The sequence below is a fragment of the Streptomyces sp. CA-135486 genome, from assembly GCF_050936555.1.
GTDB lineage: Bacteria > Actinomycetota > Actinomycetes > Streptomycetales > Streptomycetaceae > Streptomyces.
Map to the genome: position 1 here is coordinate 3,546,236 of NZ_JBNJMM010000002.1, position 22,233 is coordinate 3,568,468.

The 22,233-nt window shown below is 69.7% G+C and carries 15 protein-coding genes; 9 read left to right on the plus strand and 6 right to left on the minus strand.

Annotation, left to right across the window (positions count from 1 at the left end; translation table 11 throughout):
- Positions 1-185: 185 nt before the first annotated feature.
- From ACQEVG_RS35615 to ACQEVG_RS35640, 6 genes are read left to right on the plus strand one after another with little or no spacing between them, the layout of a single operon-like run.
- Positions 186-2,624 carry a GcvT family protein gene (locus ACQEVG_RS35615; RefSeq protein WP_432991671.1) on the plus strand — a complete coding sequence of 813 codons (2,439 nt, stop codon included), beginning with the start codon at positions 186-188 and terminating at the stop codon, positions 2,622-2,624.
- Between the two features lie 28 nt (positions 2,625-2,652).
- Positions 2,653-3,504 (plus strand): bifunctional methylenetetrahydrofolate dehydrogenase/methenyltetrahydrofolate cyclohydrolase, encoded by an 852-nt coding sequence (locus ACQEVG_RS35620; protein ID WP_432991673.1) that lies wholly within the window; start codon positions 2,653-2,655, stop codon positions 3,502-3,504.
- Positions 3,501-4,778 (plus strand): serine hydroxymethyltransferase, encoded by a 1,278-nt coding sequence (glyA, locus tag ACQEVG_RS35625; protein ID WP_432991675.1) that lies wholly within the window; start codon positions 3,501-3,503, stop codon positions 4,776-4,778. Before ACQEVG_RS35620 ends, glyA begins: the two co-directional genes overlap by 4 nt.
- Complete coding sequence (locus tag ACQEVG_RS35630) at positions 4,775-6,007, plus strand: sarcosine oxidase subunit beta family protein (RefSeq protein WP_432991677.1); 1,233 nt, start codon at positions 4,775-4,777, stop codon at positions 6,005-6,007. The genes glyA and ACQEVG_RS35630 overlap by 4 nt, the downstream gene beginning before the upstream one ends.
- 13 nt (positions 6,008-6,020) lie before the next feature.
- Entirely contained in the window at positions 6,021-9,299 is a 3,279-nt protein-coding gene (locus ACQEVG_RS35635; RefSeq protein WP_432991679.1) for a sarcosine oxidase subunit delta family protein, read from the plus strand.
- Positions 9,292-9,885, plus strand: a complete 594-nt coding sequence (locus ACQEVG_RS35640) for a sarcosine oxidase subunit gamma (RefSeq protein WP_432991681.1) — start codon at positions 9,292-9,294, stop codon at positions 9,883-9,885. The genes ACQEVG_RS35635 and ACQEVG_RS35640 overlap by 8 nt, the downstream gene beginning before the upstream one ends.
- 131 nt (positions 9,886-10,016) lie before the next feature.
- Here ACQEVG_RS35640 and aspA read toward each other — a convergent pair whose 3' ends face one another.
- The gene (gene aspA, locus ACQEVG_RS35645; protein WP_432991683.1) at positions 10,017-11,465 is read right to left on the minus strand and encodes an aspartate ammonia-lyase; all 1,449 of its coding nucleotides are present in this window, start codon (positions 11,463-11,465) and stop codon (positions 10,017-10,019) included.
- Between the two features lie 108 nt (positions 11,466-11,573).
- Positions 11,574-12,596, minus strand: coding sequence for an asparaginase (locus tag ACQEVG_RS35650; protein WP_432993132.1), 1,023 nt, complete (start codon positions 12,594-12,596; stop codon positions 11,574-11,576).
- A gap of 233 nt (positions 12,597-12,829) precedes the next feature.
- On the opposite strand from ACQEVG_RS35650, the gene ACQEVG_RS35655 reads away from it, so the two are divergent.
- Positions 12,830-13,285 carry an Lrp/AsnC family transcriptional regulator gene (locus tag ACQEVG_RS35655; RefSeq protein WP_432991685.1) on the plus strand — a complete coding sequence of 152 codons (456 nt, stop codon included), beginning with the start codon at positions 12,830-12,832 and terminating at the stop codon, positions 13,283-13,285.
- Positions 13,286-13,297: 12 nt separating this feature from the next.
- Here the strand turns inward: ACQEVG_RS35655 and ACQEVG_RS35660 are convergent, their stop codons facing one another.
- From ACQEVG_RS35660 to ACQEVG_RS35675, 4 genes are all read right to left on the minus strand, one after another.
- Entirely contained in the window at positions 13,298-14,545 is a 1,248-nt protein-coding gene (locus ACQEVG_RS35660) for a PP2C family protein-serine/threonine phosphatase (protein ID WP_432991687.1), read from the minus strand.
- 168 nt (positions 14,546-14,713) lie between these two features.
- Positions 14,714-16,159 carry an amino acid permease gene (locus ACQEVG_RS35665; RefSeq protein ID WP_432991689.1) on the minus strand — a complete coding sequence of 482 codons (1,446 nt, stop codon included), beginning with the start codon at positions 16,157-16,159 and terminating at the stop codon, positions 14,714-14,716.
- 482 nt (positions 16,160-16,641) lie between these two features.
- Positions 16,642-18,003, minus strand: coding sequence for an NAD-binding protein (locus tag ACQEVG_RS35670; RefSeq protein ID WP_432991691.1), 1,362 nt, complete (start codon positions 18,001-18,003; stop codon positions 16,642-16,644).
- 299 nt (positions 18,004-18,302) lie between these two features.
- A complete protein-coding gene (locus ACQEVG_RS35675) occupies positions 18,303-20,669 on the minus strand; it encodes a chitinase C-terminal domain-containing protein (protein ID WP_432991693.1) in 2,367 nt (788 codons plus the stop codon).
- A 682-nt stretch (positions 20,670-21,351) separates the two neighbouring features.
- Between ACQEVG_RS35675 and ACQEVG_RS35680 the strand changes: the two genes are divergently transcribed.
- Both ACQEVG_RS35680 and ACQEVG_RS35685 read left to right on the plus strand, forming a co-directional pair.
- A complete protein-coding gene (locus ACQEVG_RS35680; protein ID WP_432991695.1) occupies positions 21,352-21,711 on the plus strand; it encodes a UBP-type zinc finger domain-containing protein in 360 nt (119 codons plus the stop codon).
- Positions 21,712-21,836: 125 nt separating this feature from the next.
- Complete coding sequence (locus ACQEVG_RS35685; protein WP_432991697.1) at positions 21,837-22,196, plus strand: CU044_2847 family protein; 360 nt, start codon at positions 21,837-21,839, stop codon at positions 22,194-22,196.
- Positions 22,197-22,233: the final 37 nt, after the last annotated feature.

The window sequence follows — 22,233 nt, forward strand, 5'->3', positions numbered from 1 at the left end:
GACCGGGACGTACAGCCGTGCCCGGCGGGCTGCCGTGACAGCCCGCCGGGCACGGCTGTTTTTTGCCCCGGTTACAGGGGTGAAGGCCCCTTGACACCCACCTCGGCGACCGGCATCGTGAGTTGCGCAACCTGAAGCATGTTGCGCTGACAGCAACTGGACTGCTTAAAGGCGGAGGTGCGGCGATGGCGGGACCCCGAGTGGTCATCATCGGAGCGGGCGTCGTGGGAGCGGCGCTCGCGGACGAACTGGCCTCCGCAGGCTGGAGCGACATCACGGTCGTTGACCAGGGCCCCCTTCCCGCCACCGGCGGGTCGTCGTCCCACGCACCGGGGCTGGTCTTCCAGACGAACTCCTCGAAGACCATGACCGAGCTCGCCCGCTACACCGTCGAGAAGTTCTGCAGCCTCGACGTCGACGGAGAGCCCTGCTTCCTGCAGGTCGGGGGACTCGAGGTGGCCACCACCCCCGAGCGCCTCACCGAGCTGCACCGCCGCCACGGCTGGGTCACCGCCTGGGGCATCGAGTCCCGGCTGCTGAGCCCCGAGGAGTGCATCGAACTGCACCCCCTGGTGGACCGTGAGCGCGTCCTCGGCGGCCTGCTGGTCCCCACCGACGGCCTGGCCAAGGCGGTGCTCGCCGTCGAGGCGCAGATCCGGCGGGCCACCGAGCGCGGCGTGCGCTTCCTCGCCCGCCACGAGGTCCTCGACGTCGTACAGAGCGAGGGCAGGGTCAGCGCGGTCGTCACCGACCAGCAAGAGATCCCCGCCGACATCGTCGTGTGCTGTGCGGGCATCTGGGGCCCGAAGATCGCCCGCATGGTGGGCATGAACCTGCCGCTCACGCCGCTCGCCCACCAGCTCGCCTGGACCGGCCCCGTCCCCGCGCTGGAGGGCCAGGCCGAGGAGGCCGTCCGGCCGATCCTGCGCCACCAGGACGCGGACCTGTACTACCGCGACCGCTTCGACCGCATCGGCATCGGCTACTACGGGCACCGGCCCATGCCCGTCGACCCGGCGGACATCGCTTCGGTGGACGAGGCCGAGCAGATGCCCTCCGTCCTGAAGTTCACCGAGGACGACTTCGCCGACGCCTGGGCCGAGACTCAGGCGCTGCTGCCCGCGACGCGCGACGCCAAGATCGAAGAAGGCATCAACGGCCTCTTCTCCTTCACCACCGACGGCCTGCCGCTGCTGGGCGAGTCACCGGACGTCAAGGGCTTCTGGGTCGCCGAGGCCGTGTGGGTCACCCACTCCGCAGGCGTGGCCCGCGGGGTGGCCGAATGGCTCGTGGACGGTCACTGTTCGACCTTCGATCTGCACGAGTGCGACGTCAACCGCTTCGAGCCGCACCAGCTCTCGCCCGAGTACGTCCTGGCCCGCGACTGCCAGAACTTCGTCGAGGTCTACGACATCCTCCACCCCCTTCAGCCGGCCGGCGCGCCCCGACCCCTGCGCACCAGCCCCTTCTACGCCCGCCAGCAGGAACTCGGCGCCCTCTTCCTGGAGGCCACCGGCTGGGAGCGGCCCCAGTGGTACGAGGCCAACGCCCCGCTCGTCGAGGGCCGTTCGATCCCCACCCCGAACGACTGGGCGGCGCGCTACTGGTCGCCCATCGTCGGCGCCGAGGCCCAGACCACGCGCGAGACCGTCGCGATGTACGACATGACGGCACTCAAGCGCCTCGAAGTCACCGGCCGCGGCGCCGCCGCCTTCCTCCAGCGTCTTGCCACCGGCAACGTCGACAAGTCGATCGGCTCGGTGACGTACACGCTGCTCCTCGACGAGGGCGGCCGCATCCGCAGCGACATCACCGTCGCCCGACTCGGCCGCGACCACTTCCAGGTCGGCGCCAACGGCAACCTGGACCTCGACTGGTTCGGCCGGCACCTGCCGGCGGACGGGTCGGTCCAGGTACGCGACATCACCCCCGGCACCTGCTGCATCGGCCTGTGGGGCCCGCTGGCCCGCGAGGTCCTCCAGCCGCTCGCCGACGCGGACTTCTCCAACGACGGTCTGAAGTACTTCCGCGCCAAGCGCGCCCACATCGGCTCCGTCCCCGTCACCGCGATGCGCCTGTCGTACGTCGGAGAACGCGGCTGGGAGCTGTACACCACCGCCGACATGGGCCAGAAACTGTGGGACACCCTGTGGCAGGCCGCCCAGCCCCTCGGCGGCATCGCCGCCGGCCGCGGCGCCTTCAACAGCCTGCGTCTGGAGAAGGGTTACCGCTCCTTCGGCACCGACATGACCTATGAGCACGACCCCTACGAGGCGGGCGTCGGCTTCGCCGTCAAGCTCGACAAGGACGACTTCATCGGCAAGGCCGCCCTCGAACGGCGCAAGGCCGCTGTGCGGCGCCGCCTGACCTGTCTGACCATCGACGATCCGCAGGCCGTGGTCATGGGCAAGGAGCCGGTGTACGACGGTGACCGCCCCGTCGGCTACGTCACCAGCGCCGCGTACGGCTACACGATCGGCAAGGGCATCGCCTACGCGTGGCTGCCCGCCGAGCTCGCCACGACCGGCACCGCCGTGCAGATCGGCTACTTCGACCAGCGCGTCGAAGCGGTCGTCGCCGACGAGCCGCTGTTCGACCCGTCCATGTCCCGCCTGCGCGGCTGAGCCCGCACCGCCCAAGAAGGGGAGCGATGTGAACGCACGCATCCTGGACGGCAAGCGGACCGCCGCCGCGATCCGCACCGAACTCGCCGAGCGCGTCGCCAAGCTGGCGACACTGGGGATCACCCCGGGCCTCGGCACCGTACTGGTCGGCGACGATCCCGGCAGCCACGCATACGTCGCCGGTAAGCACCGCGACTGCGAACAGGCCGGCATCGCCTCCATCCGGCGCGAACTGCCCGCCGACGCCACGCAGGAGCAGGTGGAGGCCGTCATCGACGAGCTCAACGCCGACCCCGCCTGCACCGGCTACATCGTCCAACTGCCGCTGCCGCGGGGCCTCGACGCCAACGCGGTACTGGAGCGCATGGACCCGGCCAAGGACGCCGACGGTCTGCACCCCGTCAGCCTCGGCCGCCTCGCGCTCGGCGTCGAGGCTCCGCTGCCCTGCACCCCGCGCGGCATCGTGGAACTGCTGCGCCGCCATGACGTCCCCCTCGCCGGAGCGCGGGTGTGCGTCATCGGGCGGGGCATCACGGTCGGGCGGCCGATCGGGCTGCTGCTCACCCGTAAGTCCGAGAACGCCACCGTGACCCTGTGCCACACCGGGACCAAGGGGCTCGCCTGGCATGTACGCGAGGCGGACATCGTCATCGCGGCCGCCGGATCGCCCGGACTGATCACCGCCGAGATGCTTCGGCCCGGTGCCGTCGTCCTCGATGTCGGCATCACCCGCACCGACGAAGGGCTGATCGGCGATGTGTACCCCGATGCCGCCCGAGTCGCCGGATGGGTCGCGCCCATGCCCGGCGGCGTAGGACCCATGACCCGGGCGATGCTGCTCGCCAATGTCGTTGAGGCCGCCGAGAGGAACGCCGCATGAACACGCTGAACGCGCCGCTCGCCGAGCTGGACCCCGAGGTCCACGCCGCCGTGTGCGCGGAGCTGGACCGCCAGCAGTCCACCCTGGAAATGATCGCGTCGGAGAACTTCGCTCCCTCGGCGGTCATGGAGGCCCAGGGCTCGGTCCTGACGAACAAGTACGCCGAGGGCTACCCGGGCCGTCGCTACTACGGCGGCTGTGAACACGTCGATGTGACCGAGCGGCTTGCCATCGAGCGGATCAAGTCCCTCTTCGGCGCCGGATTCGCCAATGTGCAGCCGCACTCGGGTGCCCAGGCGAACACCGCCGTCTTCTTCGCCCTGCTGAAGCCCGGTGACACCGTCCTCGGCCTCGACCTCGCGCACGGCGGGCACCTCACCCACGGCATGCGCCTCAACTACAGCGGCAAGATGCTCAACGTCGTGCCCTACCACGTCGACGAGACCGACACCCTGGTCGACATGGACGAGGTGGAGCGGCTCGCCAAGGAGCACAGCCCCAAGATGATCATCGCGGGCTGGTCGGCGTATCCCCGGCAGCTGGACTTCGAGGCCTTCCGGCGGATCGCCGACGAGGTGGGCGCGTATCTGATGGTCGACATGGCCCACTTCGCGGGCCTCGTGGCCGCCGGGCTGCACCCCAATCCGGTACCGCACGCCCATGTCACCACCACGACCACCCACAAGACGCTCGGCGGCCCGCGCGGCGGTGTCATCCTCACCAATGAGGCCGATCTCGCCACGAAGATCAACTCGGCGGTGTTCCCCGGTATGCAGGGTGGTCCGCTGGAGCATGTCATCGCCGCGAAGGCAGTGTCGTTCAAGGTCGCCGCGTCGCCGGAGTTCGCCGAGCGGCAGACCCGCACGCTGGCCGGCGCCCGCATCCTCGCCGAACGGCTCACCCGGCCCGACGCGGCCGCGGCCGGAGTCAGCGTGCTGACCGGCGGCACCGACGTCCATCTGGTCCTGGTCGACCTCAGGGAGTCCGCACTGGACGGCAAGCAGGCGGAAGACCTGCTCCACGACATCGGCATCACCGTCAACCGCAACGCCGTCCCCTTCGACCCCCGCCCACCCATGGTCACGTCAGGGCTACGCATCGGCACCCCGGCGCTGGCCACCCGCGGCTTCACCGAAGAGGACTTCGCGGAGGTCGCCGATGTGATCGCGCTCGCGCTCCAGCCCGCGCCGGATGTGAGGGCGCTCCGCGCCCGTACGCAGGCGCTGGCCGCCAAGCACCCGCTGTACCCGCACCTGTCAGGAGACGCCCGATGAGCCCCCGCACCCCGGGTGCCGACCTCCCCGAGCACCCCGACTGGCTGTGGCGCGCGCCCGAGCCGAAGCGTTCGTACGACGTGGTGATCGTGGGCGGCGGCGGACACGGTCTCGCGACCGCCCACTACCTGGCCAAGAACCACGGCATCACCAATGTGGCCGTGCTGGAGAAGGGCTGGCTCGCGGGCGGCAACATGGCCCGCAACACCACGATCATCCGCTCCAACTATCTGTGGGACGAGAGCGCCGGAATCTACGAGCACGCCCTCAAACTGTGGGAAGGGCTGGCGGACGAACTCGACTACCCGATCCTCTTCTCCCAGCGCGGCGTGCTGAACCTCGCCCACAGCCTGCAGGATGTCCGCGACAGCGTGCGCCGCGTCGAGGCCAACCGGCTCAACGGCGTCGACGCCGAATGGCTGGACCCGCAGCAGGTCAAGGACGTCTGCCCCATCGTCAACATCTCGCCCGATGTGCGGTATCCGGTGATGGGCGGCACCTACCAGCCGCGGGCCGGTATCGCCAAGCACGATCACGTCGCCTGGGGGCTGGCGCGTTCCGCCGACGCCGCCGGCGTCGACATCATCCAGAACTGCGAAGTCACCGGCATCGACATCGCCGGCGGTCGGGTCGTCGGCGTACAGACCACGCTCGGCCCCATCGCCGCGGGCAAGGTGGCGCTCTGCTCGGCCGGTCACTCCTCGGTGCTGGCCGCCATGGCGGGCTTCGAGGTGCCGCTGCAGAGCCACCCGCTGCAGGCGCTGGTCTCCGAGCTCCTCGAGCCGGTGCACCCCACGGTGGTGATGTCCAACGCGGTGCATGTGTACGTCAGCCAGGCGCACAAAGGCGAACTGGTGATGGGCGCGGGCATCGACGCGTACAACGCCTACACACAGCGCGGCGCCTTCCACATCATCGAGCACCAGATGTCCGCCGCCCTGGAACTCTTCCCGGTCTTCGCCCGTGCCCATGTGCTGCGTACCTGGGGCGGCATCGTCGACGTCAGCCCAGACGCCTCGCCGATCATCGGTCTCACCCCGGTCGACAACCTCTACCTCAACTGCGGCTGGGGGACCGGCGGTTTCAAGGCCACCCCGGGCGTCGGCTCGGTCTACGCCCACACCATCGCCCACGACTCCCCCCACCCGCTCAACGCCCCCTTCTCGCTCGACCGATTCACCACCGGCGCGCTCGTCGACGAGCACGGCGCGGCCGCGGTGGCCCACTGAGGAGCTTGAATCGATGCTGCTCATCCCATGCCCCTGGTGCGGGCCCCGTGACGAGTCCGAATTCCACTACGGCGGTCAGGCACACGTGCCCTATCCCGAAGACCCCGCCGCCCTGACCGACCAGGAGTGGGCGCGCTACCTCTTCTTCCGCGACAACCCGAAGGGCCCGTTCGCGGAGCGCTGGAGCCACGCGGCGGGATGCCGTCGCTGGTTCAACGCTGTGCGCAATACGGCGACGAACGAGATCCTGGCGGTGTACCGGGCGGGCGAGCCGAAGCCGGACCCGGCGGCCTCCCCTTCAGCCGGTAGGGTCGGTGGACAGGCCGCCCCGCACAATCCAGCCCCTCCGGCGTTTGAGGTGGGGGTCCCCCCACGCCCGCCAGGGCGTAGGGGGAGGGGTCCAGGGGCGGAGCCCCTGGTTACGGGAAAGGGCGGGGTGGGGGAGTCAACCCCCGCCCCCGCCGTCGGCACCGGCACTCAGCCCTTCCGCCTCACCACGGGCGGTCGCGTAGCCCGTACCGAACCCCTCACGTTCACCTTCGACGGCACGACATACGAAGGCTTCCGCGGCGACACCCTCGCCTCCGCCCTCCTCGCCAACGGGATCGTCCAGGCCGGCACCAGCATCAAGCTCGGCCGCCCGCGCGGCATCTTCTCCGCCGGAGTCGAGGAGCCCAACGCGGTCGTCCAGATCGAGGAGCCGTTCCCCGAGCCGATGCTGCCCGCGACGGCCGTGGAGCTGTACGACGGGCTCGTCGCGAGCAGCCTCCCCGGTCAGGGACGGCTCGCAACCGAGCCCGACCCCGCCCGCTACGACGCCGTCCACGCCCACTGCGACCTGCTCGTCGTCGGCGCGGGACCGGCCGGACTCGCGGCCGCGTCCGCCGCCGCCCGCAACGGGGCGCGGGTCATCCTCGCCGACGACCAGCCCGAGCTGGGCGGCAGCCTCCTCGGCAGTGGCCAACTCCTGGACTGGGCGGCCGAGAGCGAGGTGCTGCTCGAAGCCGCACCGGAAACCCGCATCCTCCGCCGCACCACCGTCTTCGGCTACTACGACGACAACCACGTCCTCGCCGTCGAGCGGCGCACCAACCACCTCGGCGGGGATGCCCCCGAGCACGTCTCCCGCGAGCGGGTCTGGAGGATCCGTGCCCGCCGTGTCGTCCTGGCCACCGGAGCCCATGAGCGCTCGCTGGCCTTCGCCGACAACGACCGCCCCGGCGTGATGCTGGCGGCCTCGGCCCGTACGTACGCCAACCGCTACGGCGTCCTGCCCGGCCGTCGCGCCGTCATCTTCACCACCAACGACAGCGCCTACGCGGCCGCGCTCGACCTGGCGGCGGCAGGCGTGGACATCACGGCCGTCGTCGACACCCGCCCCGAACCGGGGGAGTGGGCGCGCCGCGCCCAGGACGCCGGAATCGAGGTGCTGGCCGGGCACGCCGTGGTCGCGACCGAGGGCGAGCAGCGGCTTTCGGCGGTCACCGTCGCACCGTACGGAGAATCGGCGGGGCGCCGTGAGTTCGCCGTCGACCTGCTGCTGGTCTCCGGCGGCTGGAACCCCGTCGCGCATCTGTTCAGCCAGGCGGGCGGAAAGCTCCGCCACGACGACACGCTGGGCACATTCGTCCCCGACGCCTGCGGACAGGCGGTCGAGGCCGCCGGCTCCGCAGCCGGTGTCTTCGATTTGGCCGGCGTCCTCGCCGGGGGCGCCGCAGCCGGTGCCCGCGCGATCGAGGCCGAGGGCTATGTGGCCGACGCGCCCAGGCTCCCGGTCGCCGCCGACGAACCGCAGTCCCCGCCGATGCACGTCTTCCTGGTCCCCGGCGCACCCGGCGCGCCCCGCTTCGTCGACCTCCAGCGTGATGTCACCGTCGACGATCTCGCCCGCGCGACCAGCGCCGGTATGCGCTCGGTCGAGCACACCAAGCGCTACACCACCGCCGGCACCGCCAACGACCAGGGCAAGACCTCCGGCGTCCTCGCCAGCGGCACCGTCGCCCACCTCCTGGGCGTGGACATCTCAGCCCTCGGCACGACGACGTTCCGCCCTCCCTACACGCCTGTCTCCTTCGCCACCCTCGCGGGCCGCGACCGGGGCGCGCTGCACGATCCCGTCCGCGTGACCGCCCTGCACGACTGGCACGTCGACCACGGCGCACTCTTCGAGAACGTCGGTCAGTGGAAGCGGCCCTGGTACTACCCTCAGGACGGCGAGGACATGTTGGCCGCCGTGCTCCGTGAGTGCCGTGCCGCCCGCGAGGGCGTCGCCTTCATGGACGCCTCCACCCTCGGCAAGATCGACGTGCAGGGGCCGGACGCCGCCGTCTTCCTCGACCGGCTCTACACCAACATGATGAGCACCCTCAAGGTCGGCATGATCCGCTACGGCGTCATGTGCCGCCTCGACGGCATGATCTTCGACGACGGCACCGTCATCCGCCTCGCCCAGGACCGTTTCCTCGTCACCACTACCACCGGCAACGCGGCCACCGTCCTGGACTGGATGGAGGAGTGGCTGCAGACCGAGTGGCCCGAGCTGCGCGTCCACTGCACCTCCGTCACCGAGCAGTGGGCCACCGTCGCCCTTGTCGGCCCCCGCTCCCGCGAGCTGCTGGCCGGCCTCGCCCCCGAACTGGCCGTCGCGAACGACGACTTCCCCTTCATGGCGTGGCGCGACACGACCGTCGCGGAGATTTCGGCCCGGGTCTGCCGTATCAGCTTCTCCGGTGAACTGGCCTACGAGATCAATGTGTCGCCGTGGGACGCCCGCGCCCTGTGGGAGGCGCTGTACGCGGCAGGGAGCCCGTACGGCATCACCCCGTACGGCACCGAGACCATGCACGTCCTGCGCGCCGAGAAGGGCTATCCGATCATCGGTCAGGACTCCGACGGCACGGTCACCCCGCAGGACCTCGGTATGAGCTGGGTGGTGTCCAAGAAGAAGCCCGATTTCGTCGGCAAGCGCTCCTACGCACGTGCCGACACCACACGCCCCGACCGCAAGCACCTCGTCGGCCTGCTCCCGGAAGACCCGGAATCCTTCCTCCCCGAGGGCACCCATCTGGTCGCCGACAGCGTGCTCCCCGCGCCGCCGGTGCCGATGCTCGGCCATGTCACCTCCAGCTACCACAGCGCGGCTCTCGGCCGGACCTTCGCACTCGCCCTGATCAAGGGCGGCCGGGACCGCATCGGCGAGCGGCTGTATGCCCCTGTGGGCGACCGTCTGGTCCCGGTGACCGTCGCAAGCCCCGTCCTCTACGACTCCGAGGGAGCCCGCCGCGATGGCTGACACCGCAACCCGCCGAAGCCCCCTGGGGCACGTCGCCGGCCGTTTCGCCGCCGCCACCCGCGCCTCGGGCGGCGCCCTGCGCCTGGCCGAACTGCCTTTCCTCGCCCAGGTCAACGTCCGGCTCGACCCCAAGGGTCCGGCTGCCGACGCCGTCGGGCTCGCTCTGGGTCTCCAACTGCCCCTCGAACCCGACAGCGTGGTACACGCCGGTGACCGCTACGCCCTCTGGCTCGGCCCCGACGAACGGCTCGTCGTCGGCCCGCCCGGCAGCAGTGCGGATCTGGAGAATGAGATCCGGGCGGCTGCCGGCGACGAACCGGCAGCGGTCACGGACGTCTCCGCCCAACGCACCACCCTGCTCGTCGCGGGCCCGCGCGCCCGCGACCTGTTGGCCCACGGCTGTGCGCTGGACCTGCACCCGCGTGCCTTCGGGCCCGGGCGCTGCGCCCAGACCACCCTGGCCCGCGCCCAGGTCGTGCTGGTGGCACGGGACGAACTCAGGGCGGGGTTCTGGGTGCTGGTCCGTTCGTCCTTCGCCGAGTATCTGGCGGACTGGCTGCTGGACGCCGCGTCGGAGTACGTCTGAGTGCGACGGTGCCGCCGTCGGCGACGCGGCGCAGGGCGTCCAGGAACTCCCCGACATGGCCGACGCGGTCCCTCAACCGGCCCGCGAACCTCCCCACGGCCGCGCGAATCAGTCCCCCGATCGATCTCGGATCAACCGCCGAGCGCACTCGCCGCGGCGGCGGGGACGTGCGGACGGACGAGATTGCTCGGCAGCAGGATGAGCCGAAGCTCGGCCTGGGTCAGCAGCCCCTTGTCGAGGACGAGTTCATGGACGCTGCGGCCGGTCTGCAGGGCTTCCTGGGCCACGGCGGTGGCCTGCTCGTAGCCGATGTGCGGGTTCAGCGCCGTCGCCAGGCCGATGGAATGGGCGACCAGGTGAGCAAGGTGCTCCCGGTTGGCGGTGATGCCGGTGACACAGCGCTCGGCCAGGGTCAGACAGCCGGCCCGCAGGTGCGTCAGACTCTTCAGCAGGCTGTGGGCGATGACCGGTTCGAAGGCGTTGAGCTGGAGCTGGCCCGCCTCGGCGGCCATGGTCACGGCCATGTCGTTGCCGATGACCTCGAACGCGATCTGGTTGACCACCTCGGGCACGACAGGGTTCACCTTGCCGGGCATGATGCTGGAACCGGCCTGCACCGGCGGCAGGTTGATCTCGGCGAAGCCGGCGCGCGGTCCGCAGGAGAGCAGCCGCAGATCGTTGCAGGTCTTGGAGAGCTTGACGGCGATCCGCTTCAGCACTCCCGACAGCTGGACGAACGCGCCGGCGTCCTGAGTGGCCTCGACGAGATCGTGGGCGGTCGTCAGCGGAAGTCCCGTGATGGTGCGCAGATGCCGGGCGGCCCGCGCCGCGTACTCGTGATGAGCGTTGAGTCCGGTGCCGATGGCGGTGCCGCCGAGATTGATCTCGCGGATCAACTCACATGCCTCGGTGAGGCGTTTGTGGTCCTCCTCCAGCATCACGGCGTACGTGGCGAACTCCTGGCCCAGGGTCATGGGCACCGCGTCCTGCAGCTGGGTGCGGCCCATCTTCAGGACGTCCGCGAACTCCTCCGCCTTCGCGGCGAAGGCGGAGCGGAGCACCTCCATGGCGTCCAGCAGGCGCTGGGCGGTGAAGTCGAGGGCGATCTTGACGGCGGTCGGGTAGACGTCGTTGGTGCTCTGTCCCGCGTTGACGTCCTCCAGCGGGTGCAGGTGTGCGTACTCGCCCTTGTGGTGACCGAGCAGCTCCAGGGCGCGGTTGGCGACGACCTCATTGGCGTTCATGTTCGTCGAGGTGCCCGCGCCGCCCTGGATCACGTCGACCACGAACTCGCCGTGGAACCTCCCGGCGCGGATCTCCTCGCAGGCGCTCACGATCGCGTCCGCCTTGCGGCCGCCCAGCAGGCCGAGATCCCGGTTGGCGAGGGCCGCTGCCTGCTTGACACAGGCGAGGGCGGTGACGAGGTCCGGGTAGGCCGAGATGGGGGTGCCGGTGATGGGGAAGTTCTCCACCGCCCGCAGCGTGTGGATGCCGTAGTAGGCGTCGGCGGGGACGTCCCGGTCACCGAGCAGATCGTGCTCGGCGCGGACCTCGGCGTGTGGGTGGTCGTGCGTGGCCATGGAGGTGCGGACTCTCCTGTCGGGTGTGTACGGCGAGTGGCGGGATGAGCCGGCCTGAGGTGGTGGGGGCCGCTGGATCCGGGGGGAAGGGGAGCCAGCGGCCCCGGTCTATGCGGGGACGAGTTCCGCCGACGGGTCGGCGTCGGCTGAGACCGCCTCGCCGAGCACGTGGCGCAGGACCCGGTTCCGCTCCTGCGGGTCGGTGGCGGCGAGCAGCGCGGTGAGCACGGCGATCCGGGCCTGGCCGGCCCGCAGGGTGCCGGTCGGCACGGCGCCCGCGGCCACGAGGTCGACCCCGCCGCCGTGGGTGTAGATCTCGGCGACCGGTCCGGCGTGGACACGGGTCGTCAGGGCGACGAGCACGCCGCGCGCCGTGGCGGCGGCGACGGCCTCGACGATCTCGGGGGTGGCGTTGCCTGCGCCGGTGGCGACCAGGACGATCCCTTGGGCCCCCGCGTTCACGGCCGCGTTCAGCAGCAGCGGGTCGGCGTCGCAGTGGTGCATCACCATGTCGACGCGGGGCAGGTCGTCCGGGATGGCGGGCAGGGCCAGCGCGGCCGGGCGCTGGGGGTGGCGCAGTACGGAGATCCGGCCGAAGCCGACGTTGCCGATGCGGGGGCCGGACGGATCGCCGAAGGCGTCGGCGGCGATTGTCTGGGTCTTGACGGTGCCGCGGGCGGAGTGCACCTTGCCGTCGAAGGCGATCAGTACGCCGAGACCACGCGTCGTCGTGGCGGTCAGCAGCGCGTCGTGGAGGTTGCCCGGTCCGTCTCCGTCGGCCGCGTCGAGCGTACGCTGGGCGCCGGTGAAGACGACCGGTCGCGGGTCGTCGTGGTGGAGGTCGACCAGGAACGCCGACTCCTCCATGGTGTCGGTGCCGTGGGTGACGACAATGCCGTCCACGCCGGGGTCGGCGAGCACCTCGTGCACTGTGCGGAGCAGGGTGAGCTGGTGAGCGGTGGTGAGACGCGGGCTGTTCACGCTGAACAGATCGACGACCTCGATGGTGACGCCTTCGGGCACGGCGGCGGTCGCCATGATCTCCTGGCCGTGTGCGTCGGCGGCGAATCCCGAACCTTGCCAGCGGCTGGCTATCGTCCCGCCGGTGCTGATGACGACGACCCGTCCCACAGTGTCCACTCCTCGTCCGTGCCGCTGGTGAGCGGCGAATTCGTTCGTGCCGCGGGTGAGCGGCGCATGCGACGGGGCACGCGGCCCGGCCTCGCTCGTGGCCCCGACCGGGCTGCGCCCCATGGCTGACCCGGGGATGCCGGAGCAGTTGGACGCAATGATAGGAGCATTGCCCCGCAATATGATCGCAAATTTTGGCCTGGACGCAACATTGGGTGGTGGATAATCGCGTCATGGATGAGATCGACCGCGATATCTTGCGTGAGCTTCAGAATGATGGGCGGCTGAGCAACCAGGAGCTGGCGCAGCGGGTAGGGCTGACGCCCTCACCGTGCATGCGCCGGGTGCGGCAACTGGAGCAGGACGGGGTGATCCAGGGCTATCGCGCGGTGATCGACCCGGAGGCTGTCGGCCGGAGCTTCGAAGTCCTCGTCTCCATCGAGGTGAAGCGCGACCGGGAGGTGGTCGAGGCTTTCGAGGCGGGCCTCCAGGACATCCCCGACGTCATCGAGGCGTACCGGCTCTTCGGCAGCCCGGGATGCGTGCTGCGTATCGCGGTCGCGGATCTGCGCGCGTACGAGCGGCTGTGGATCGAGAAGCTGACCGCGCTGTCCGGCGTCACGGAGGTCAATTCGCAGATCATCATGAAGCGGATCAAAGAGCCTCGCGGTCTGCCGGTGGACGGCTGACGCCGGGAAGCGTCACAGCCGGACGACGACCAGGGCGATATCGTCCCGGGCGCCACCGCTGACGCCGAGGCGGGCCAGCAGGGCGTCGGCCAGGTGGTCCGGGCTGAGCCGGCCGAACTGGGCGAGGGCGTCGGTCAGACGGGCCAGACCGGTGTCGATGTCCTGGCCGCGGCGTTCGATCAGCCCGTCGGTGTAGAGGACGAGGGTGTCGCCCCGGGTGCAGTGCAGCTCCCTCTGCGGGCGGGCAACGTGTTCGGGGCGGGCGCCCAGGGGCGGGTCGGTGGCCTGGTCCAGCAGCTCGTGGGTGCCGTCGGCGTGGAGCAGGACGGGCGGTGGGTGGCCGGCGCTGCTGTAGGTGACCCGGGTGTTGCTGATGTCGATCACGACATTGACCGCGGTGGTGGCCAGCGCTCCTTCGACGGAGCGCGCGTACAGGCCCAGCACTTCCAGCGCTTTCGCGGGCCCGTCCACGGCGCGAGTGGCGGCACTCAGGGCGCTGCGGAGCATGCCCATGACGGTGGCGGTCTCCAGGCCGTGGCCGACGACGTCACCCACCGCGACGGCGAAGCAGTCTCCGGGCAGGTCGGCGACGTCGTACCAGTCGCCGCACACGTTCAGTGATCCGGTCGCGGGCAGGTATCGCACCGCCACGTCCTGGTGCCGGGCCAGGTCCGGGGAGTGCAGCATGGCTTCCTGGAGGGTGAGGGCGACCTGGCGCTCACGGGCATGGGCCTTGCGGAGTTCCTCGTTCAGCAGTTGCAGCTCACGCCCCCGGGCGTACAGCTCGGCCTCCATCGCCTCCGCACGCTCGCTCAGGTCTCCGCCCTGCCCTTGGTGACGGGAGCGGCGGGAGTGGACGAACGCGGTCACGTCCTCCACCCGGTGGATGATCAACGTCACCCTTCCGTCCGGCCCGAGGAGGGGGGTGTTGATCGGGGACCACCACCGCTCCTCGAACTCTCCGGGTCTGTGCGGGAGGGGGATGTCGTACTTCTGCAGCGCCATTGTGTCCGGCTTCCGGGTGGTCAGGACCCGGTGCAGCGAGGCGCTGAGGTTCTCCACCCCGTCGGCGTCGGGGTCTGCGGGATTGTCCGGGAAGGCGTCGAAGAGGTATTGCCCGATCAGATCATCCCGGGTCTGCTCGGTCGCCTCGAGATATGCCTGGTTGACGTCGACGATCACCAGGTCTGTGCCCAGCACCAGATAGGGACTGGGCGTGGCGGCGAAGAGTGCCGCGTAGTCGATCTGCTGTGATGCCACAGGCTGCCTGCCAGTCCTTTTCCGGCGACGGACCACCCATGCTGTCAATCTACGAGGTCTGAGGTCCCGGCGCCCGTCATGACGCCGCGAGCGCCCCGCGCCCACCGGCGGGCACGCCGGCTCGGGCAGGCCTTGTCAGGACGAGCCCGAGCGGCGCGGGGGGCCGTGCTACCGCGTGGTGAACGCGTCCTTCGTGTCCGCGCGCAGTCGGTCCCGGACCACCGAGATGGCCACGACGAGCGCCGCCACCAGTACGGAGAGGATCACCTGGTCACGTCCGGCGTCGTCCGTGAGCATGTAGACAAGGACGAACGAGATCATCGCGATGGTCGCCCACGTCAGGTACGGGACGAGCCACATCCGTACGACCAGCTTGTCCGGCGACTCGCGCAGCAGGATCGCGCGCATCTTCAGCTGGGTGAAGCAGATGACCAGCCAGACGAACAGCGCGACCGCACCGGAGGCGTTCAGCAGGAACAGGAACACCGTGTCGGGCCACTGGTAGTTGAAGAAGACGGCGACGAAACCGAAGACGACCGATCCCAAAATGGCGGCCTGCGGCACACCGCGGCTGTTCGTGCGGGCGAATGCCCTCGGCGCGTCGCCGCGCTCGCCGAGCGAGAAGGCCATGCGCGAGGCCGTGTACAGGCCCGAGTTCAGACAGGACAGCACAGCGGTGAGCACGATCACGTTCATGATCTGGCCGGCGTGCGGGATGCCGATCGTGTCGAGCGCCGCGACGTACGAGCCCCTCTCGGTAATCGCCGGGTCGTCCCACCTGAGCAGGGACACCACGACCAGGATCGAGCCGAGGTAGAAGATGCCGATCCGCCAGATCACGCTGTTGGTGGCCTTGGTGACGGCCCGACGCGGGTCCTCGGACTCACCGGCGGCGAGAGTGACGATCTCACTGCCCATGAACGAGAAGACGACCATCAGGATGCCGGTGAGGATGGCCCCGGGCCCATGGGGCAGGAAGCCGCCGTGGCCGGTCAGATTGGCCAGGCCCGAGGCTTCGTGGCCGGAGCCGGGCAGTACGCCGAAGACCGCCAGGCCGCCGATCACGATGAAGCCGGCGATGGCGACGACCTTGATGCCCGCGAACCAGAACTCGAACTCGCCGTACGACGACACCGAGGCGAGGTTCGTCGCCGTCAGCACGACCATCACGATGAGCGCCCAGCCCCACTGGGGAACCGCCGGTACCCAGCCCTCGAGGATCTTCGCGCCGGCAGTCGCCTCGACCGCCAGCACCACGACCCAGAAGAACCAGTACAGCCAGCCGATGGAGAAGCCGGCCCAGCGGCCGAGCGCCCGGTCCGCGTAGGCGGAGAACGAGCCGGACGTGGGGTGGGCCGCGGCCATCTCGCCGAGCATCCGCATGACGAAGACGACCATGGCGCCGACCAGCGCGTACGACAGCAGGATGCCGGGGCCGGCGGCCGCGATGCCGGAGCCGGAACCGACGAACAGGCCGGCGCCGATCACACCGCCGATCGCGATCATCGACAGATGACGGTTCTTGAGCCCGGCACGGAGGCCGTCCGCGGGGGGCGTCTGCCCGCTCTCGCGGGGTGGCGAAGCCACGTCGGTGTTCGTGGGTTGCGCGCTCATGCTCAGTCCTTACGGAGGGAAAGAGGGGCAAAACCGGCCTGAGGGGTCGCACACGTGCCGAGCACGGGTGGGACGACGGTGTGTGCGACCACCGGAGAGGCCGACCCCGCTGCAGCAGGTCGTGCCTGTTGGCAGTCCTGCTCGCCGTTGCCGGCGCCCACGTGCCGAGTGATGACGGTCGCCCGGCCCGGCGGCTCGCGTACTGCGAGCCGCCGGGGGGCGGACACGGGGCGGGTATGGAACGCCGGGGGGTGACCCGGCGCGCGGAATCGGGGTATGCAGAAGGTAGGAGCGAACGCGACCGGCCCACCATGGACAGATGTCACGCGTGGCCGAGCCCTCTTCAGACAAATGCTCAAACGCCGTCGTGCAGGCGCGGCGGAATCCGCTCCACGAGCACGCCGATACGGCGAAGGTCCCGGCAGCCGGTAGCTGCCGGGACCTTTTACGGACGGGTGGTGGGATGCCCCTCAGCCCGGCCGTCACGCACTGGCGGTGATCTCCGCCCGGGCATCGTCCTCCTGCGGGTGGTCGCAGCGGTCTGCGAGCGGCCACGGCACGAAGTCCCCGTCCGCGCGCTGCACCAGCAGCCGCTTGCCGTGTGTCACGACGCCCCGCGGCCGCAGTCCGCTCAGGCTCGCGGTCGTATACGCGGCGGTCAGGCTGTTGAGATCGTGCACGTCGCCGATCCTGAACAGGGAGCGGGTCTCCGCGATGGCCTCGTGCTCACCCGCGCGCATCACCACGCGCAATTCGGGCGCGACGGCCAGTGCCGCCACCGAGACGGCGATGTTGTCCAGGTCGTCGGAGGCGACGGCGGCCAGCGCCTGCGCCTGTTGCAGCCCGAGCGTGCTCAGCACGAACCGGTCGGTCGCGTCGGCGACGACCACGGGCACGCCAAGTGCCCTGGCCAGTCGCAGATTGGGCGCTGCCGGGTCCCGCTCGACCGCGATCACGCCGATGCCCAGGGCCTGCAGCTGGGTGCAAAGCCGCAGGCCGACCTGCCCGAGCCCGACGACGACCACATGGCCGGACCGGGGCAGGGCACGCGAGCCCACGATGCCCACCGCGCGCGGTCCCAGCAGGCGATCGACCATGCCCGCGGTGAAGACCGCGGTGAAGACAATGGTGACGAGCATCGCGACGGCGGAGAACACCAGATAGGCGTCAGAGCCATGGGCGGCCGCGGGGCCGACGGCCGATACGACCCGCGCTGCCTCGAACAGTGCCTCGACGGGCGAGCGGTGGTGGAAGGCCACGGCCCAGGCCCAGTCGGCCAGCAGCACCGTGAGCAGCCCGATCAGGCCCATCAGCATGATCCGCGAGCTGCCGTCGTGCGGTCGCAGCTGCCCTTGGATCCTGCCCAGCCGGGCCCGGTATCGCAGAGTGCGCGGTGGCTGCCACGGCTCCTGACGCACGGCGTCGTCCTGCCAGCGGGCGCCGATGTGGCCCGCATGTGTCCTGGTCAGGCTCAGCAGACCGGGCTGGAGGCAGGCGGCCAGGAGTACGGGGGCGGCGATATCGGCAGGGGAGGTGACCTGGCAATTGGGGAGGACACGCAGCAGCTGCTCGCCGACCGTACGGTCGAAGACCGTCACGACCAGCTTGACGTGGGGGCGGATGTGCTCGACGGCGAGTGCGTAGCGCAGGGACTCGACGTCGTCGTCGAGGAGGACCGCGACGCCTGCCACCTCCCGCCGCAGCGCCCGGCGCAGATCCTCGTCCGTGGGGCGGTCGAAGTGGCGCACGAGGTGCCCTGCCGCTTGCAGAAGCCCGCACACCCTGCGGGCCATGTCGCTGCCGATCACCACGAAGTACTGCTGTGGCGCTTCGTTCTCGGGCATCGCGTACGTGCTCCCTCGCCTCTCGGGTGGTGAGAACGCTATGGGTGCGGACCGTCCGTGTGCTTGTCTCCGCGGCTAACATCGATGGCCATTGGTTGTACGGAGTGCACAAGGCCGAAGAGGTGGGGGCATGGCTCATCAGGACGGTTTCCCGGTCCCGCCCGCGCAACTGCCTTCCGCCGTGGAGGCCGGGGTCAGCCTGCGGCATCTGCTCACGACGGCGGGCTCGTCCCGTCGATGTGCGAGGGCCCGGCGGCGGCAAGGGCCGGGTTTGCGCCGCCGGGCTGTCGGGGTGGGCGTCAGCAGGCGCCCAGGTCCTGCCAGACACCCCAATCACCAGTGGTGCCGGGTTCCTCGCCCTTCGTCCACCACTTGGACTTCCAGGTGTGCGACTTGTGGGACACGGTCGTGGGACTGCTGTACTCGGTCGCCGCGCTCCACGCCGGCGCGGTGCAGGTGCCGGGGGTGCCCGGACCGGTCGGGTCCGTAGCCGGACTCGGGCTTGAACTCGGGCTCGTGCTGGTGCTTGGGCTCGGGTTCGTGCTGGTGCCCGGCTCGACCACCGTCGTTCCGCGCGCCAGATCGCCGACGATCGCGTAGGTCTTGCCACCGAACGTCACCGTCCAGTTCGACGGTGTCGAGGTGGGCAGGTAGTACACGAAGTCCAGCTCGACGGACGCCCCCGGCGCCAGCGTCTGCCAGCTGGGCAGCTTCAGCGACACCCGGTTGAAGTCGCCGTTCAGCCCACCCACGTTGCTGCCGCTGTGGTCGCTGCGCACGATGGTCGTCCCGAAGCCGGACTGGTCCTTGGCATTGGCGGGAGCGGAGGTCGCGTAGTCGAACTGGAACTCCGTGCCGCCGGGCAGCGCCGTGTTCGTGTTGTTGGTGATCTTCAGCTTGGGGCTGATGGGGTAGTTGGAGTCGCCGAGGGGGAACTGGCCGAAGTCCACGTCCACTTTGATCGCCTCGCTCGGCAGCGCGATGCCGGACCGCTTCGCGCCGTACGGAGCAGCGGACTTGAACTTCTCGTACATCGCCGTGGTCAGCGTGTCACCGATCTCGTACTGCCCCTTGGCGGCGTTCCAGCCGTAGTCGCCCGCGAGCTCCCAGACCATCGTGCCGCCGATGCCCCGGTCCACCACGTAGTCCGCCTTGGCGGCGACCGACTGCTCGTCCTCGGTGGACAGGAAGACCTTCTTCTGCGCGTTCCACAGCCAGGGCGCGACCAGCGCCGAATCGAACTTGCGGGCATACGTACCGGTCAGCGTGGTGCTCGCGGGGAAGCCGTACTTGGTGACGTAGTCGCCGACGACGCCCTTCTCCAGGTTCTTCGCGTGCCACATGGGGTTGGAGCCGGCCGGGGACTCGTTGCCCGCCGTGTCCTTGTCGTGCCAGAGGTTGTCGATGCCGACCGCCCCGTCACCGCACTTGGTCAGACCGGCCCCGGCCGGGCAGCTGGTCGAAGGGGCCTTGCCCCACAGTCCGTCCGTGCCGCCCTCCACATTCTTGAAGCCGCGGGTGTAGTACGGGAGGCCGATGTTGATCCGCCCGGCCGGCATCGACCCGCGGAAGTAGTGGTACGCCCAGTCGGTGTTGAGGTATCCGATGCTGCCGTACTGTGAGGTGGAGTACACGCCCGCCGCGGCCAGTTCGGCGTCCTTGCCGTCGTCGAACAGTGAGGCGTTGGGCCCGACGTACTCGTTCCAGGCGCCGTGCAGGTCGTACGACATGATGTTGACGTAGTCGAGGTACTTCTGGACCTGGAAGGTCTCCATCCCGCGCAGCAGATAGCCGGACGACGGTGCGGCCACGGTCAGCAGATAGTGCTTACCGTCCGCCGCGCCGGCCCGGTCGAGCTTCTCCCGCAGGCTCTTCATGAGCGCCGCATAGCCCTTGACGAGACCTGCCCGGCGGGCGTCGGAGAGCTGGTGGTCGAGCGGGTTGCCCGCGTCCTTCATCGAGGTCGGGTACTCGTAGTCGATGTCGACGCCGTTGAAGCCGTATTGCTTGATGAAGGTGACGGCCGAGTCCGCGAAGGTGTCGATGCCGGTCTGGTTCACCGAACCGTCGGCGTTGGTAGCCATCGAGTAGAAGCCGCCGGAGTTCACCCGGGCGCCGCTGTCGTCGAAGTAGCCGCCGGTCTCGGCCCACCCGCCGACGGAGATCAGGGTCTTCACATTCGGGTGCTGCTTCTTGAATTTGGTCAGCAGATTGAAGTGGCCCTTGTACGGCAGGTCGGGGTCCATCTCGGCTCCGGCGACGCCGGGCCAGGTCATACCGGTGGCGGCGTTGTTCGCTCCGTCCGCGCCGACCGACAGTTTGTTGGCGGAGTCGATGTGCCCGAAGGCGTAGTTGATGTGGGTGACCTTGTCCCACGGAATGTCCGAGGCGAGGTAGGCGGGTGTGCCGTCCTTGCCGGTCCGCCAGCCGGTGAAGTAGCCGATGACGCGACGCTGGTGGTCCGCGCCCATCTTCTCGCGGCCCTCGGTGTCGTAGACGGAGCAGTACGGAACGTCGAGGCCCGGCGTCGTATAGAGCCCGTCGGGACGACATGCCTCCTGGTCGGCGGCCTGAGAAACGCCTGACGAGAGCGAGCCGGCCAGCAACGCGGCGGCGGCCGCGCCGACTGCGAGCAGCGATGCTCTCGTACGGGTGGGGGACGGCACGGTTGATCCTCCTGGTGGGGGTCTCCCTGCATCCGCCGGCGGCGCAATGTCTTTCGGCGGCGCGCAACTGGCCGGGGAGTGGGGGGTGTTGGGTCCTGGAGGTGCGCACGCACCACAGGACAGGATCGGAGAGGGTGACGCAGAGATTAAGAGGACTAGACCATCAGGTCAATAGGTCTGGACCATTTCTGAGTCACAGCGCGTCCCCCCGTCGCGAGGAAACCGGCGGGGCGGCGGCCCGGGCGGTCGTACCGGCGGCGGAGGTTCGACGTCTGCCGGAAGCCGAAGGGCGGTTCGTCCGGTACGGCCTCACGCGGCCAGTCGGCGGGAGGCGTGCGCCAGACCCGTGTCGATGGTCCTGTTCTTCAAAGTGTGCATAACCGGTCGCCGGATCGAAATCGCCAGGCCCCCACCGTTATTAGAGTCATAAACGCGGCAAAAGAAATCAGATAAAGGCGCCTGCTGCCCGCCCGGCGAAAGGAATTCGAAGATCGGCCTCTCGGAGAGTCGGCATTGGCGCGGGCGGGAAACTCAGTCGCGAGCCGTCGTGGGGTGCGTGCCGTGGTGGAGGCGCTCCGTGCTGCCCGGCCGGTTACGATGCAAGAAGGCGGTCCGATGACCTCGACACGCCGAGCCGGCCCCTATGGGCGCCTGCCTCGGCCTCGTCAGGGAGGCATGCCATATGGCACACGAACAGATCCCAGGTATCGATCCGACTGCGACTCCGAGCGGCGAGGGTTGCGTGGAGTGCCTCGCGGGCGACGGACCGGGATGGTGGTTGCATCTGCGGCGCTGTGCCGCCTGCGGGCACATCGGATGCTGTGATTCCTCCCCCTCGCAGCACGGTACGAAGCATGCACGCGAGGCGCGCCATCCTTTCCTGACCAGCTTCGAGCCGGGAGAGAGCTGGTTCTGGAACATCGAGACCGAGCAGTACTACGAGGGGCTGGAGCTGCCGCCGCCCACCTCGCATCCGACCTCCCAGCCGACCCCGGGCCCGCGGGGCCAGGTCCCCGCCGACTGGCAGCGGCACCTCCACTGACACTGCAATTGATGCTCAACTCGCCGTCGAACACCTCCTCGATCAGTTTGGGCGCGGCATGAAATACGCCGTTCGCGCACGTGCCAGGTGCCCGCGGAGTACGATCCAGTCTCGCTGGTCGGACAATGAACTTGTACAACACGGCGGGGGCGCACGTGTCCACTCAGGTTGTGGCCTATTCACTTGATGACTCGACAACGGTCGAGTTCGAGATTGACCCCGGTGACGACTTCCGGCCAGTCGGCTCCCGTGACGTGGCAGGCCGAGTTCGCGAGGCTGTAGGCCCGGCTGTGGAAGCCGCTCGTGAGATGCTGGATCGAGTAGCAGCGGTCAAACCGGCAGAGGTTCAGCTCAAGTTCGGTATCAAGGTCAACGGAACAGCCAACTGGCTGGTGGCGAAAGCGGCGTCCGAGGCCAACTTTGAAGTGACGCTGACGTGGCGGCCGGGTACGCGGCTCTCAGACGGGAGCGAGTCCTCCGAGTGAGTGGCATCGGAGGAGGCGGCACCGTAGAACCCGAGTC